Raw genomic sequence first — 14,016 nt, 5'->3', positions numbered from 1 at the left:
AGGGATACCATGCAGAAACAAAAGAATCCATTTAGCTTGATGGCGTTTATCAGACCGCACCGGGCAGGTTTTATTGCCTCGACTGTCCTTGCTGTTATCAGCGTGGCCAGCGGGATGGTGCCATACTTTGCCGTGGCAAAGATGGTCAACCTACTCATTTCTGCTGAAAAGAACTTTTCGATTTATCTGATTTGGGGAATGGTAGCTCTGATCGCCTATCTGCTCAAGTCTGTCCTCCACGGCATTTCTACTCGATGCTCTCACGAGGCCACTTTCCATGTGCTGTCGGAGTTGCGGAGGGCTGTGGCGGATAAGTTGACTCGTGTTTCCATGGGCTATCTGACCGATACACCGTCGGGCCGGTTGAAAACGACCATGGTGGAGCGCGTGGAGCAGATGGAGGTCCCACTGGCACATATCATTCCGGAAATGACCTCTAATCTGTTGGTCCCTCTCGCTATTGTGGTTTGCCTCTTCGCCCTGGACTGGCGTATGGCGTTAGTATCGCTTATCACCATCCCTATTGGGATGCTCTGTTATATGGCCCAGATGAAAGAGTATCCGAAAAAATATGGTGCGGTCGTTCAAGCCGGAAAGCACATGAGTGCCACCACGGTGGAGTATATCAACGGTATTGAGGTCATTAAAGCGTTCAACCAGAGTGCAGCATCCTATGGGAAGTTTACCGATGCGGTTCGACAAAATGCGGATCTTATATTGGACTGGATGAAGTCCACGCAGGGCTACTCCGCCCTGATGATGACTATTTGGCCCGCTGTGCTGATCGGCGTTCTGCCCATTGGATGCGTCTTTTGTCGGAATGGAAGCCTGACCGCCCCGGATTTTATCACGATTGCAATCCTGTCCCTCGGTATCGTGGGGCCATTGGTAGCGGCGATCTTTTTGACTGATGATTTCTCCAAAATTGCGACCATCACCGGGGAAATCGGCGCTGTGCTGTCCGAGCCGGATCTGGAGCGGCCTGTGCAGAGAAAAGAACTGCATGGGCTGGACATTGGCCTGCGGGATGTGAGATTCGCTTACAAAGATAAGCAGGTTTTGAACGGCGTCACACTGAACATCCGGCAAGGCACGACCACTGCGCTGGTAGGACCGTCTGGTTCCGGCAAATCCACCATCGCCAAGCTCATCGCCTCCTATTGGGACGCTGGCAGCGGGAGCATCACTATCGGCGGAGAGGATGTAAAAAACCTGCCGCCAGAGCAAGTAATGGACCTCATCGGATATGTCTCCCAAGATAACTTCCTGTTCAATGTCTCTGTCCGGGAAAACATCCGCATGGGACGGCCGGAGGCTACCGACGATGAAGTGGAGGCTGTGGCGAAGGCCTCCGGCTGTCATGAATTCATCATGGGGCTGGATCACGGGTATGACACTGTGGTAGGCGGCGCAGGCGGACACCTCTCCGGCGGGGAGCGCCAGCGGGTCGCTATTGCGCGGGCCATGATGAAGAATGCCCCGATTGTGATTTTGGACGAGGCGACTTCCTACACAGACCCCGAGAACGAGGCGGTGCTTCAGGACGCCATCGGCAGGCTGACCCGAGGAAAGACACTTATCGTTATCGCCCACCGCTTGAGTACCATAACCGATGCAGACCAAATCGCTGTGGTGGATCAGGGAAAAATCCTGGATGCGGGAACACATGAGGAGTTGTTGAAACGGTGTCCCCTCTACGCTCAGATGTGGGTGGCCCACACGCAGGCGAAGGATGCGGATACGGGAGAAGGAGGTGGCAAGCATGTTTGACGCATATAAACGGTTTTTTCGCTTTGCCGGGGAGCAGAAAGGCTCCTGGTACAAAGGAATGGCCTTTGAGTTGCTGCGGAGCATTTTTGAGGCTTTGCAGTTTGCGGCGCTGTTGGTTGTGCTCCGCGCCCTGGTAGAGCAGAACATGCCCGGGATCACCCCATGGGTGGCCTTTGGGATCATGACGGTCAGCGTGGCCGGGGCCGCCCTGTGCTGGTATCTGGCCCACAACAGCGAGGGGCACGCCGATTACTGTATGTGTGCGGAGAAGCGCATCCATATCGGAGAACGAATGAAGTACATGCCTATGGGCTACTTCAACGCCCAGAGCCTGGGCAGCCTCACCGCAGTGGCCACCTCCACCATGGAGGACTTGGAGAGCATGTCCTTTGCGGTAATTGCCCGGACGGTGGTGGGCATGATCCGGACCACCATCTTCTCTTTGGCGGTCCTGTGCTTTGACTGGCGCATTGGGCTGATCTTCCTGCTTGGTATGCTCCTGTTCCTCTGGGTCAATTCGCTTTTACTGAAGAAATCCAGAGAATTGTCTCCGGGACGGCTGGCAGCCCAGACAAGACTTGTGGACGCTGTGCTGGAATACATACAGGGCATGAGCGTGGTACGCGCCTTCCATGGAGATAAGGCGGCTAATCAGACGCTGAACCGCACGATTGAGGAGACGGAACAGCAGAATTTCAAGCTGGAGCGCAAGCGTATTCCCTACAATGTTTTGGAGCAAATTGTCCTGCGTGTCACGGCGGTGGTGGCGATTCTGCTCTCAATCTGGTTTTTCCTGCAAGGTAGTATGACCCTTTTTGCTTGCCTGATGGTGGTGGTTTCCGCTTTCTTGGTATACAGCGAGCTGGAGTCTGCCGGTGAGATGTTCTTCATGCTGCCTATGATCGACGCTTCCATCGACCGGGTGGAGGAGATTGACTGCGCACCCCGGATGGACGAAGGCGGCTCCGTACAGACACCGAAACACTGCGATATTTCCTTCGAGCATGTGGACTTTTCCTATGGGGAGCGGAAAATCATCCGCGATGTCAGCTTTACTATCCCGGAAGGGACAACAACTGCCATTGTGGGACCCTCCGGCTCCGGCAAGACCACCCTCACCAGTCTTATGGCAAGGTTTTGGGATGTGGACAGCGGCACGGTCAAGCTGGGCGGCATCAATGTGAAGGACTATGCGCTGGATAGTTTGATGCGCAATTTCAGTATGGTCTTTCAGCGCGTGTACCTGTTCAACGACAGCATTGAGAACAACATCAAGTTCGGCAAGCCGGATGCCACCCATGAGGAGGTGGTGGCCGCGGCAAAGGCGGCTCGGTGCCATGACTTCATCACGGCCCTGCCGGACGGCTACGATACCATCATCGGTGAGAGCGGCGCCACGATCTCCGGCGGAGAACGCCAGCGGCTCTCCATCGCCCGGGCCATGCTCAAGGACGCGCCGATCATCATTTTGGACGAGGCCACGGCCAATGTTGACCCCGAGAACGAGGCGGAGCTGCAGGAGGCCATCGAAGCCTTGACCGGAGGCAAGACCATCATTATGATTGCTCACCGTCTGAAAACCGTAAGAAATGCCGATCAGATTCTGGTGTTGGACCACGGGGAAATCGTTCAGCACGGCACACATGACCAGCTCATTGGGCAACAAGGAATCTATGCCGACTTCATTTTGAATCGGAGAGCGGCGATAGACTGGAAAATCAACGCATAGTACAAGGAGGCGGGGGTGTGAGTACAAAACGATTCCTACTTCAAAAAATCCTACAACTGTTCCTGACTTTATTCCTGGTGACGGCGATTGCCTTCATTCTGATGAAGCTCTCTCCGATTGATGCTGCGGAAGCCTATGCGCGCCGCGTCTTTACGGTGGACAATTCCCGAATTGAATTGATCCGGGAAGAAATGGGCTTAAACCGCCCGCTTGTCGTGCAGTATTTGGACTGGCTGGGAAATCTGCTTCACTTCGATTTGGGAACTTCCCTTGTGGACAACAAGGATGTGTTTCTCATTGTGGGGACGGCCGCAAAGGAAACCGCCTGCATTGTTCTGCTGGCGACTGTCCTTCAGGCCGTTGGAGCTTTGATTTTAGGTACTCTGCTTTACCTGGCCCGCAGGAATTTTGCTGGAAAAGTGCTGGGCTTCGTGTCCATCGCGGCAATTTCCATACCGGCCTTTTATCTGGCGACATCGTTTATTGATGTGGTAGCGGTGCGCTGGAATCTTATAAATGTAGCGGGAAACACAGGATTGATGCGATACCTTCCTGCGGCGCTCTGTCTGGCAGTAAGCGGGATCGCCTTTTTCGGGCAGATGCTCTCCAAGGCCATTCAGCGGGCCATGAATGAGGACAGCATGCTCTATGCCCGCTGCCGTGGCCTCAGCGACCGCTACATCGTAGTGCGCTATGCTCTGCCCCAGGCGGTCATCTCCATTGTCCCCACCTTTATGCAGATGATGGGGATGTGTATGGCGGGGTCCGCCATTGTAGAGAACATCTTTTCCCTGCCGGGCCTTGGATACCGTATCGTGGACAGCCTGACAAACCGGGATCTACCGGTCATCTATGCCACGGTGCTGTTTCTGGCCTTTGCCCTGGTGATTTTTAATATTTTGGCAGATATTATCCAGAGGCTTCTCCAGACCAGAAAGGGGGGCGCGGCATGAAACATCTAAAATGGCTGATTCCTGTTTTCATCATTGCCTTCTGCTTCCTCGGATTCCTGATTGCGCCCAATGACCCAGAGGCGATGGACATTGTGAACAAGTATGCGGCTCCGAGTGTGGACTTTCCGCTGGGAACAGACCAGTTTGGGCGCTGTGAGCTTTCCAGGCTCTTATATGGCGGGAAGGTGACGCTTGGAATCGTCCTGCTGGGAGGCAGCATCGTACTTGTCCTCGGAACTTTAATCGGGCTATGGCTCGGACGGGCAAACGCCGCCAAAAGTCTGGCGTTCAGCAGCCTGTTGGACGCGGTGACAGCCATCCCGCCGTTGGCATACCTGATTATCTTCGTGGGCATTTGGGGCAACAGCATCCCTACCATGCTGGTGGCGTTGACCGTTTCGCTCATTTTACGAATGATTAAGCTGGTCAAGACGCAGACAGAGCTGGAGCTGGATAAAGCCTATGTGCTGTGCGCCGTCTCCTCCGGGGCTTCCCGGAGCCGGGTGCTGTTTGTCCATATCCTACCGAATATCATCCGGCCGCTGGTGCATTTTCTGTGCCTGTCCTGTGCGGAGATGATTATGAATATCTCGGCGTTCTCCTTTATTGGCCTGACGCTGGGCGATGATGTGATTGATTGGGGCTCCATGCTCTCCGAGGGGCGCAGTATGCTGATGACTCATCCCTCTCTGCTGTTTCTGCCGATCCTGTTCATCTTTCTCTGCACGCTGGCCTTTAACCTGCTGGCAAAGCAGTTGGAGGGAGGTGAGCAGGCATGATGGAAGTCAAGGATTTGACCGCCCGGACACGCAAGGGAAAGCTCCTTTTGGATCATGTGAGTTTTGTCCTGGAGCCGGGTGGCTGTACGGGCCTGACCGGAGCCAGCGGTAGCGGAAAAACAACCCTTCTGAAAGCCTTGTTGGGGGTTTCGGACCCAGATGTTGCAATCTGCGGAGGGCAGCTTCTTCTGGACGGGAAGGACCTTCTTCAACAGGCGGAGAAAGTGAGGCGGGAACTCTGCGGCACAACATTAGGGTTTATCCCGCAAAATCCCATGGCCGCATTAAATCTCCATGTGTCGATTGGCGCACAGATGACTGAGACCTTCCGCAAGCGGCTGCATATCGAAAAGAAGACCGCGCAGAAATTGAGCATGGAGGCGCTGAAAAAGGTCCATCTCACTGACAGCGAGCGTGTTTACCGGGCTTATCCGGGGCAGCTCTCCGGCGGGATGCTCCAGCGCGTTACGATGGCAATTTTGATCGGCTTGTCTCCGCGGTACATATTCGCGGATGAGCCTACCTCTGCACTGGATGAAGAGAATAAATCGTATCTCATTCAGGAACTGGCGCGGATGAAACAGCAGTCGGCAATTCTGTTTGTCTCCCACGATGATGCGGCGATCCGAACACTTTGCGACGAGCTGCTTGTCATGCAGAACGGGACGATTGTGGAGCGGGGGACGATCGGCAGCCTGTTTGCTTCACCACGGGAGGAATGGACCAAAGAATTTGTGCGGCTCGCCAGTACAGAGGAAGGAGGTGGCTGGACATGGAGCAAATCACCGTTACCCATGTGAGCAAGGATTTCCCGGATGCCTCCGGCAAGCCGTTCCATGCCCTGCGTGACATTTCTTTTACCTGGACCAAAGGCGAAAATATCAGCCTGATGGGTGAAAGCGGCAGCGGAAAAAGCACAATGGCCCGCCTTCTGATTGGGCTGGAGCGCCCGACCCAGGGCAAAATTCTGATAGATGGTGAGGACACCGGCAAATGGACCTACAACCAGTGGCGTAGACACAGGACCAAGATACAGGCTGTTTTTCAGGATGCGACCGGCAGCCTAAACCGGCAGTTCTCTGTGGCCCGAAATCTGGAGGAGGCTCTGCGCAATCTGACCAAACTGACCTCCCAAGAGAGGAAAGCACGGATTTTGGAGCTGATGGACCTGACGGCCACCAGCCGCAAGCTGTTGGACACTCCTGCAAGAAACCTGTCCGGGGGTGAACAGCGCCGGGTAGCTCTGTTACGGGCTTTAGCTGTCCGGCCGGATTATCTCATTTTGGACGAACTGACCAGCGGCCTGGACTTGATTTCTCAAAAGGCGATCCGGGAGGTGCTGGAGGCATACCATCGGGAGTACCGATGCAGCTACCTGCTGATTACCCATGATATGAAGTTCGCATACAGCCTGTCCCAGCGAATTTACGAGCTGGAGCACGGGCAAATCATCCGTATCGGTCAATCTAACATTGACATAAATTCAAAAGAAAGGACATGACCCATGAAAAAATCGAAACTTGCTCGTCTCCTTGCCACGGCTTGCTGCTTCGCTATGCTTCTAACGGCTTGCAGCAGTCCAACCCCTTCGGAATCCGAAAGCACCCCGCCCTCCAGTACGGGGGCGGACACAGAGGAAAAAGTCCTTACCTTTGCCATTGGAGCGGAAACCACATCCCTGTCCACCCTCTACATGAACAACTCCCTCTGCTGCACATCCAAGTTGGTGTATGAGAATCTGGTGGACTTCGACAACGGAGAAATTGTCCCCGGTCTGGCAGAGAGCTGGGAATATAATGATGACCAGACAGAACTCACTTTCTATCTGCGGCAGGGAGTTACCTTCCACAATGGAGAGCCGTTTAACGCCGAGGCGGTCAAGACTAACTTGGAACACAAGCAGTCCAATCCATCTTTCTACACGCTGAAGGGCATCACCGATATTACGGAAATGGAGATCGTCGATGACTACACCATCACACTCCACTATGACCACCCCTTTTATGCCTATCTGCAAGATTTTTGCTGGTCGGATGTGTGCCCCATGAGCGCGCCGGAGTTCATTATTCCGGGTGACTTCCAAACCATTTCCGGTGTGGCTGGCACGGGTCCCTATATCTATGATGAGTATGTGGCCGGCGAGTACACCCGTTTTGTCCGCAACGAGGACTACTGGGGCGAAAAGCCCTATTGGGACGAGATCATCGTCAAGTATATTCCTGACTCCACCTCCCGCCTGCAGGCACTCCAGACCGGCGAGATCGACATGATCTACGGTGCCAGTCTGCTGAGTTATGAGGAATACGACCAGGCCCTTACCATGGACGGTATTGCGGGCCAGATGGCGGATAAGGACACCCGTGTGCAGATTATCACTACCAATGCCACCCGTCCCTATATGTCTGATCTCCGAGTACGGCAGGCTGTGGCTTACGCCATCGATAAAGAGGAATTGTCCCAAGCTACTTCTAATGGTTATGAGCCTGCGGCAGATATGATTGTTACTCGTGATACGCCCTATGCTGATGTAGAATTGGAAACCACCTACGACTATAACCCCGATAAGGCGAATCAGCTTCTGGATGAGGCCGGTTGGGCCATGAATGAGAGCACCGGAATCCGTGAGAAGGACGGTGAGCCGCTGAATCTGTTGCTGACTTTGGAATCTGATTATAGTGCAACCAGTATGCCTACCGCCGAGGTCATCAAGAGCCAGCTCGCGGAGGTGGGGATTGATGTGACCATCTACGGCACCGAGCAGATGCAGTGGTACGCTGATTATCTGGAAGGTAAGTTCGATCTGACCCTGTGGCACAGTCAGTTTGCTTTTGCTTCGCCCCACTGCTGGTTTACCCCCATGGACAGTATGGTGCCGCAGACCCCCTCCCTGCCCGGCATTGAGGGCTCCGATGAATTCCTTGCTACCATTAAGAATCTGACGAACATGGTGGATGAGCAGGAGGTCCGCAATACTTATACCTACCTGTTTAACTTCGATGTGGGGACGGTGCTGGATATTCCTCTGACCTATCAGAAGGATATGATTGTCTATAACACAGACAAGATCTCCGGCTATACCTTTACCGGAACGCCCTACTTCTTCGACATTCTTTCTCTGGAACCCGCTGAATAAGGAGAGTGTAAAATGAAGCTCCATGCGTCAGGCGAAGATTACTTGGAAGCCATACTTGTTCTCCATAAGAAGACGGGCATGGTGCGCTCCGTGGATGTCGCCCGGCACCTGGAGGTCACAAAGCCCAGCGTATGCCATGCGGTGGCGACCCTGCGGGACGGGGGCTTCTTGACAATGGACAGCGACTATTTCCTGCACTTGACTGATGTGGGCCGGGAAGTGGCGGAGCAGATCTACGAAAAGCACCGCTTCTTTACAGAGCGCCTAATTGCAGCAGGTGTGGACCCGGCAACAGCGGAACGGGACGCCTGCCGGATCGAGCACGTCATCAGCGATGAGAGTTTTCAGCGCCTCAAAGCGACGTCTGAGCAAAAATCTTGAGCACAGCAAAGGAGAGGGGCCGTGCTTGCGGCCTCTCTCTTTTTGCGTAAAGGGGGATAAGCATCCGATGGAAGAGATTATCGTCATCCGGGCCACTGACCCGGACGGCAGTATGTTCCAGACCATCATGGATGCGCTCCGGGGAAGGCGAGCGGAAGTTATTGAAATGACCGTGCCTTCTCACGATATCCTCACCTTTGGGGATATAGAGATCCACCCGGACCGCCGGACGGTGCTCAAAGCAGGGGAGGAGGTGCGCCTGAACCACGGAGAGTTCTCCATGCTCCTGCTCCTGGCCAGTGCTCCTGGGCAGGTGTTCAGCAAGGATCAGCTCTATGACGCCGCCTGGCATGAGGAATACCGCTATGGGACCACCGCGGTAGAGAATATCATCTGGCGGCTGCGGCAGAAGTTAGAGGACGATCCCAAGCACCCGGTTTACATCAAGACGGTCATCCGAAGCGGATATAAAATAGAAAAGCCAAGATAAGGATAGAGGCGGCGCCAGCATCGGCACCGCCTCATTTTCTCTCCCGGCTCATCGCTTGGCACAGACGAACCATCGCCCCTTCTCCATCCAGAGGTAAGTTTCCCTGCCCTGAATCATGCAGGTGTAGCGGTCCCCAACGCCGCCCACGCTCTGGCAGGCCGCCCGCCGGACATCCAGGATCTTGTCCACCGGGTACTTGTGGCTCTCGTCAAACTCGATCTCCAACGGCCGCAGTTTCCCGTCTGCGTCAAACCGGACGATGACCGGCACATATCGCTTTTCATGCTCCATCGGTGTTATCCTCCAAAGTATCCGACCGGGTGGACGGTGTGATCGTCCCGCACATTGATATGGCCCAGGCGCGGGTCGGTATCCAGCAGGGCGCGGCGGACGCTCATGTAGCCGTACCGCCGGCGGAGGTGGTCCACCGCCCGGTCGATCCGCTCCCATTTGTCCCGCCGCTGATCCTCTGCGTAGAGGGACATCTGGACAGTGCCGACAGCCTCTACTAAGCCGGCGCCCCGCAGCCCGATGCTCCGGATCGGGCGCTCCCAATGGTAATTCCGGCGAAACAATTCTAAACCCACCTCCGCCAGCTCCTGACTGGAGCAGGAGGGGGCCGGCAGCTTCCGCTGCCGGAGCATGGAGCGCAGTTCCGTGTCCCGGACATAGATTTCCACCACCGCGCAGCGGGACGCCAGTTCCCGCATCCGGGAGCAGACGCTTTCGGCCAGCAGGAGCAGCATCAGCTGCACATCGCCTTCCGATACCAGGTCCCGGGGCGTAGTGGCACTGTTGCCGACGGACTTGACGTTTGGAATATGATCCGTCTTCTGCACAGGGGAGACATCCCGCCCCTTTGCGAACATACTGAGGACCAGCCCCATTTTCCCAAGGCGCCGCTGCAGCACATCTTCCGGGCACTCCGCCAGCCGGCCGATGGTGTCGATCCCAATGGCCCGCAGCTTTTTGGAGGTGGCAGGCCCCACATAGAGCAGGTCTTCCACCGGCAGGGGATAGACGATCTCCTTGTAGTTATCCTGCTCGATCCGGGTGATGGCGTCCGGCTTTTTGTAGTCGCTCCCCAGTTTGGCGGTAATCTTGTTGTTGGCCACGCCGATGCTGGCCGTGATACCCAGTTCAGACTTGATCCGGCTGCTGATCTCCCGGGCGATGGTCATGGGGGAGCCGTACAGCCCAACGCTGCCCGTCACATCCAGCCAGTTCTCATCCAGGCCAAATGGCTCCACCTGGTCGGTGTAGTCCTCGTAGATCTCTCTGGCATAGCGGCTGATGCGGATATACTCATCCATGTCGGGGGGCAGGGTAACAAGCTGGGGGCACCGCTGTTTTGCCTGCCAGATGGCCATGCCGGTTTTGACGCCGTAGGGCTTGGCGATATAATTCGCGGTGAGTACGATGCCGTGCCGCTCCTCCTGGCTCCCACACACCGCCAGCGGCGTGTCCCGCAGTTCCGGATGGCGCTGCATCTCGACGCTGGCGTAGAAGCAGTTCATATCACAGTGTAAAATGTGGCGCGTGCCCATCGGCGTCACCCCCTTTGCCTTCATAATAGAACATTTGTTTGATAAGCGCAAGAGCCGATTTCTGGAAAATGGCCGGAAGCTGTTTTCCCACATCCCTGTTTATGGTACACTATATTTTGTACCAGCGCGTACAACTTGTTGCATAGGAGGCCCAAAGTCATGTGTGGTCGGTATCAGTTCACGGCGGAACAATGCGAAGAAATTCGGCAGATTGCCGAAGCGATCCAGCGCAAGTATGGTGCCGGCGCGTGGACGCCGGGGGAGATCCGGCCGTCCAACCATGCCCCGGTCCTGCTGGACGGCGCCGGAGGGCCGGTCCCAAAGCTGATGAAGTGGGGATACCAGCTGCCCGGCACGCTGGTCATCAATGCCCGGGCTGAGACGGCGGCAGAGAAGCCCCTGTTTCGGGACAGCGTCCGAAGCCGGCGCTGTCTGATCCCGTCCACAGGATTTTATGAGTGGGACGGCCAGAAGCGGAAGTATCTGTTCACCCTGCCCCGGGAGGGCGCCCTCTATATGGCGGGGCTGTATGACCGGCGGGGGAGCGAGGAGTGCTACTGCATCCTGACCACGGCGCCCAACGCATCCATGCGGCCCATCCACGACCGGATGCCCCTGATCCTGACAAGGGAGCAGCAGCAAAGATGGCTGACCGACGCCGATGCCGCGACTGAGATCCTTACCGTGGCGCCCCCGGAGCTAACACGCGCGTCAGCGGAGGCCCAGATCAGCCTGTGGTAGAGAGGTAGGGCAGGGGAGGAGCCGCTTTCAGGCGAAAAATAAAGAGGCCGCCGATCTTATGGGATCGACGGCCTCTTGCTGTGACAGAGTTGCAGGCGCTAAGATGGATGGCTCAGACCAGCTTCCCCATCTCCATCAGGACGGTGGCCAGCGACGCGGTCTGCTCGTTGAACTCCTGCAGAAGTTCCAACAGGCTTTCCTTGGTCAAAAGCCGCTCGCTCTCCATTATGAACAGCTCGTACTCCTGGCTGTCCACCGCGTCGTAGGGCAGGCAGAGGATGCCTTCCTGCACCAGGCAGAGGACGCACCCGCTGAAGTCCAGGCAGCCATAAGGGATGCGCCAGATCAGGTCACGGCGCAGCGCCTTTCCGTACGGCTCATAGAAGTCCTCCAGACTGACGAAGGTGGTGCCGGACTCCTCAAGGATGTGGCAGACCCACTCCTCTTTAGGGAGTTCGGACAGAGCCAGGGGCTTTTCCATAAATGGGATGGAGTGCGGCGTGTAGGACTGGCACCGCTTTTGATCCATCCGGATCTCGCCGTCCAGTTTACAGGTGCCGTCTGCTCCGCAGCTGACGCAGTCCGGGGTGTGGCAGATCAGCTTTGTCGGCATGAAAATCCCTCCTTATATTTTTCAGATGTGATGGGCGCCGGCTATTTCCCCGGCTCCGACTGCGCCTTCCCGGCGGCATCGTCCCAAACCTGCTGGGCCAGGGCCTTCTTTGCAAAGGATAGGATGTGGTCAAGGCATCCGTCCCGCACCAGGGAGGGGACGTGTTTCGAGCAGAATTTGTCGATCTGCTCCGTCTGCCAGATGCTTTGGAACAGCAGTTCGGCGCCCAGCGCCTGGGCCATCTCGCCCAGCTGGCTGTCGGGGTTGATTTCCGTGCCCTCGAAGATGCAGTACGGCAGACCGAGTTTGCTGAGTACGGATTCCACCCTCTCCCGGAACTGGATCTCCGTGAGCAGATCGGAGGTCAATGCCACCTGCCAGTCGGGCGATGCGGCGCCGGCGTATCCGATGGTCACGGTGCCGAAAAGAAATTTCCCATCCTGGCGCAGCGTCACTTTCCCGGGTAGAGGCGCCTCAAACAAAATTTTGGCGCACCCGTTGGTCGCGGCCAAGTCGCTCCCGCACACGATGAAGCGAAGTTCAAATTGTTCCATGGTGATGTTCCTCCTCAAGACTGGAATGATTGTGATGTATATATAAAAAGCGCACGGAAAAGGGTGTCTCACTAAGGGATTTAATTCCTTGGAAAAATATCGGCATAGTTTGGAGAAATCCGGCTATGCCGATTTTTTCTGTTCCTGGGGCAGTTCGACTGCTCCGATGAAGTTCCAATGGATGAGGATGGTCTGCTTTTTCGTTCTGGTACCCGGCACCTTCTCCGGCGTGAACACATCGATGCGCTCTACCAAGGCTCGGATGATCTCTGCATCCAGTTCCTTGACCTCGGTGTACTTTTTGACCTGTGCGAGGAAGGAGTCGATGTTGAGTCGTTGGGTCTTGGCTTGGGAAAGGGTCTCACGCAGGACAATCACCCGTGCTTGGAGGTCTTTCTGCTCTTGCTCATAGGTGGCAGCCATCTTGGTAAAACGCTCATCGCTGATTTTGCCATCGAGGTTAGCCTGTTGCGGATGCCGCAGTCTCGAAGGCTGTGAAGGTGGCAGGGATTTTTACATTTGCCCTTCGTGCAGTACCCGGTGTGTAGGGCACCTTGGTTTTGTCGCCGTCCCGCAGTTCGTACTGCCAATAGCAGAACTGGCCGTTGTCCTTGAGGAACTGTGGTATTTTTTCAAACTGAACTTGCACTGTGTGTGCCTCCTTTCGATTTTGTGTGTTGCCCCTTACAGTTGGCACTTGGTCAGCAAGGAGCCGTTCTGACGATGGTCGAGGAGTTTTCCTGCTCCCATTACCCACTGGAGGTCAAATCCCGGTTTGGCCGAAAACTTTGGAAACTTTCTTCCCTCTACTTCTCTTTGGAGATGGGCGGTGCGTTTTGACGAAGAAATTCATAATTTTTATGAAATTTCTGTTGCCCTCACTTACATGGGAGAAATGTCACCCCCCACTACCCACTGGAGGTGAGATTGCGGTTTGAACAGAGAACTTAGAAATTTTCTTTCTTCACTCACCACCGGACATGAGAACGCCGATTTTTTCAACGAAAATCAAAAATGTTTCTTTCCTCTGCCTATAAGCGAAAAATTTGTCCGAATCGAACCCCCTTTTGCTCAAAAAGGAGCAGAAGTTGTTTTTCGTCCTCTCACTTATCCACTGCGGATAAAAATGCCGTTTGGCCGAAAAACTGAAAAAATTTTTTTCCGTCCTCTCACCAATCCATCTGGACAGAAAAGGGCTTATTGGCCGAAAAAAGAGCAAAAAAATAAACCCTCCCGCAGTAAAAACTGCGAGAAGGCTGCTTGGTATTGAAAAGTTCACATTTGCGTGATATAATATTTTCATATGTGATTGAAAACACGCACGGA

The 14,016-nt window shown here is 55.2% G+C and carries 17 protein-coding genes; 11 read left to right on the top strand and 6 right to left on the bottom strand.

Going from position 1 to position 14,016, the window contains the following annotated elements:
* Positions 1 to 9: 9 nt before the first annotated feature.
* The 9 genes from KFE19_05015 (at position 10) to KFE19_04975 (ending at position 9,235) form a co-directional block, all read left to right on the top strand.
* Positions 10 to 1,770 carry an ABC transporter ATP-binding protein gene (locus tag KFE19_05015; GenBank protein ID QUO38873.1) on the top strand — a complete coding sequence of 587 codons (1,761 nt, stop codon included), beginning with the start codon at positions 10 to 12 and terminating at the stop codon, positions 1,768 to 1,770.
* Complete coding sequence (locus KFE19_05010) at positions 1,763 to 3,499, top strand: ABC transporter ATP-binding protein (protein ID QUO38872.1); 1,737 nt, start codon at positions 1,763 to 1,765, stop codon at positions 3,497 to 3,499. The genes KFE19_05015 and KFE19_05010 overlap by 8 nt, the downstream gene beginning before the upstream one ends.
* 17 nt (positions 3,500 to 3,516) lie before the next feature.
* Positions 3,517 to 4,452 carry an ABC transporter permease gene (locus tag KFE19_05005; protein ID QUO38871.1) on the top strand — a complete coding sequence of 312 codons (936 nt, stop codon included), beginning with the start codon at positions 3,517 to 3,519 and terminating at the stop codon, positions 4,450 to 4,452.
* Entirely contained in the window at positions 4,449 to 5,231 is a 783-nt protein-coding gene (locus KFE19_05000) for an ABC transporter permease (protein QUO38870.1), read from the top strand. The genes KFE19_05005 and KFE19_05000 overlap by 4 nt, the downstream gene beginning before the upstream one ends.
* Positions 5,228 to 6,031: an ABC transporter ATP-binding protein gene (locus tag KFE19_04995; GenBank protein QUO38869.1), complete on the top strand. Its 804-nt coding sequence runs from the start codon at positions 5,228 to 5,230 to the stop codon at positions 6,029 to 6,031. The genes KFE19_05000 and KFE19_04995 overlap by 4 nt, the downstream gene beginning before the upstream one ends.
* Positions 5,998 to 6,732 (top strand): ABC transporter ATP-binding protein, encoded by a 735-nt coding sequence (locus tag KFE19_04990; GenBank protein QUO39523.1) that lies wholly within the window; start codon positions 5,998 to 6,000, stop codon positions 6,730 to 6,732. Before KFE19_04995 ends, KFE19_04990 begins: the two co-directional genes overlap by 34 nt.
* 3 nt (positions 6,733 to 6,735) lie before the next feature.
* Positions 6,736 to 8,364, top strand: coding sequence for a nickel ABC transporter substrate-binding protein (locus KFE19_04985; GenBank protein ID QUO38868.1), 1,629 nt, complete (start codon positions 6,736 to 6,738; stop codon positions 8,362 to 8,364).
* A 12-nt stretch (positions 8,365 to 8,376) separates the two neighbouring features.
* On the top strand, positions 8,377 to 8,745 hold the full coding sequence (locus KFE19_04980; protein ID QUO38867.1) for a metal-dependent transcriptional regulator: 369 nt from the start codon (positions 8,377 to 8,379) through the stop codon (positions 8,743 to 8,745).
* A 67-nt stretch (positions 8,746 to 8,812) separates the two neighbouring features.
* A complete protein-coding gene (locus tag KFE19_04975) occupies positions 8,813 to 9,235 on the top strand; it encodes a response regulator transcription factor (protein QUO38866.1) in 423 nt (140 codons plus the stop codon).
* A 48-nt stretch (positions 9,236 to 9,283) separates the two neighbouring features.
* On the opposite strand, the gene KFE19_04970 is transcribed toward KFE19_04975, so the two are convergent.
* Both KFE19_04970 and dinB read right to left on the bottom strand, forming a co-directional pair.
* Positions 9,284 to 9,526, bottom strand: a complete 243-nt coding sequence (locus KFE19_04970) for a hypothetical protein (protein QUO38865.1) — start codon at positions 9,524 to 9,526, stop codon at positions 9,284 to 9,286.
* 5 nt (positions 9,527 to 9,531) lie between these two features.
* Positions 9,532 to 10,782 (bottom strand): DNA polymerase IV, encoded by a 1,251-nt coding sequence (gene dinB / locus KFE19_04965; protein QUO39522.1) that lies wholly within the window; start codon positions 10,780 to 10,782, stop codon positions 9,532 to 9,534.
* Between the two features lie 159 nt (positions 10,783 to 10,941).
* Between dinB and KFE19_04960 the strand changes: the two genes are divergently transcribed.
* The gene (locus KFE19_04960) at positions 10,942 to 11,523 is read left to right on the top strand and encodes an SOS response-associated peptidase (protein ID QUO38864.1); all 582 of its coding nucleotides are present in this window, start codon (positions 10,942 to 10,944) and stop codon (positions 11,521 to 11,523) included.
* 112 nt (positions 11,524 to 11,635) lie between these two features.
* Here KFE19_04960 and KFE19_04955 read toward each other — a convergent pair whose 3' ends face one another.
* The 4 genes from KFE19_04955 to KFE19_04940 form a co-directional block, all read right to left on the bottom strand.
* The gene (locus KFE19_04955; protein QUO38863.1) at positions 11,636 to 12,136 is read right to left on the bottom strand and encodes a hypothetical protein; all 501 of its coding nucleotides are present in this window, start codon (positions 12,134 to 12,136) and stop codon (positions 11,636 to 11,638) included.
* A 41-nt stretch (positions 12,137 to 12,177) separates the two neighbouring features.
* Positions 12,178 to 12,690: a hypothetical protein gene (locus KFE19_04950; GenBank protein ID QUO38862.1), complete on the bottom strand. Its 513-nt coding sequence runs from the start codon at positions 12,688 to 12,690 to the stop codon at positions 12,178 to 12,180.
* A gap of 123 nt (positions 12,691 to 12,813) precedes the next feature.
* On the bottom strand, positions 12,814 to 13,113 hold the full coding sequence (locus KFE19_04945; protein ID QUO38861.1) for a DUF4368 domain-containing protein: 300 nt from the start codon (positions 13,111 to 13,113) through the stop codon (positions 12,814 to 12,816).
* A gap of 37 nt (positions 13,114 to 13,150) precedes the next feature.
* A complete protein-coding gene (locus tag KFE19_04940) occupies positions 13,151 to 13,339 on the bottom strand; it encodes a hypothetical protein (GenBank protein ID QUO38860.1) in 189 nt (62 codons plus the stop codon).
* A gap of 285 nt (positions 13,340 to 13,624) precedes the next feature.
* Between KFE19_04940 and KFE19_04935 the strand changes: the two genes are divergently transcribed.
* Positions 13,625 to 13,960 carry a hypothetical protein gene (locus KFE19_04935; GenBank protein ID QUO38859.1) on the top strand — a complete coding sequence of 112 codons (336 nt, stop codon included), beginning with the start codon at positions 13,625 to 13,627 and terminating at the stop codon, positions 13,958 to 13,960.
* Positions 13,961 to 14,016 lie beyond the last annotated feature (56 nt).

The sequence above is a fragment of the Dysosmobacter sp. Marseille-Q4140 genome, from assembly GCA_018228705.1.
Lineage (GTDB): Bacteria > Bacillota > Clostridia > Oscillospirales > Oscillospiraceae > Oscillibacter.
This window is presented reverse-complemented; position numbering and strand designations above follow the sequence as displayed.

Bases quoted from the DNA above. Each gene is read 5' to 3' on its own strand.
- KFE19_05015 (QUO38873.1), top strand. From the start codon at position 10: ATGCAGAAACAAAAGAATCCATTTAGCTTGATGGCGTTTATCAGACCG.
- KFE19_05010 (QUO38872.1), top strand. From the start codon at position 1,763: ATGTTTGACGCATATAAACGGTTTTTTCGCTTTGCCGGGGAGCAGAAA.
- KFE19_05000 (QUO38870.1), top strand. From the start codon at position 4,449: ATGAAACATCTAAAATGGCTGATTCCTGTTTTCATCATTGCCTTCTGC.
- KFE19_04995 (QUO38869.1), top strand. From the start codon at position 5,228: ATGATGGAAGTCAAGGATTTGACCGCCCGGACACGCAAGGGAAAGCTC.
- KFE19_04985 (QUO38868.1), top strand. From the start codon at position 6,736: ATGAAAAAATCGAAACTTGCTCGTCTCCTTGCCACGGCTTGCTGCTTC.
- KFE19_04980 (QUO38867.1), top strand. From the start codon at position 8,377: ATGAAGCTCCATGCGTCAGGCGAAGATTACTTGGAAGCCATACTTGTT.
- KFE19_04975 (QUO38866.1), top strand. From the start codon at position 8,813: ATGGAAGAGATTATCGTCATCCGGGCCACTGACCCGGACGGCAGTATG.
- KFE19_04970 (QUO38865.1), bottom strand. From the start codon at position 9,526: ATGGAGCATGAAAAGCGATATGTGCCGGTCATCGTCCGGTTTGACGCA.
- dinB (QUO39522.1), bottom strand. From the start codon at position 10,782: ATGGGCACGCGCCACATTTTACACTGTGATATGAACTGCTTCTACGCC.
- KFE19_04960 (QUO38864.1), top strand. From the start codon at position 10,942: ATGTGTGGTCGGTATCAGTTCACGGCGGAACAATGCGAAGAAATTCGG.
- KFE19_04955 (QUO38863.1), bottom strand. From the start codon at position 12,136: ATGCCGACAAAGCTGATCTGCCACACCCCGGACTGCGTCAGCTGCGGA.
- KFE19_04950 (QUO38862.1), bottom strand. From the start codon at position 12,690: ATGGAACAATTTGAACTTCGCTTCATCGTGTGCGGGAGCGACTTGGCC.
- KFE19_04945 (QUO38861.1), bottom strand. From the start codon at position 13,113: ATGGCTGCCACCTATGAGCAAGAGCAGAAAGACCTCCAAGCACGGGTG.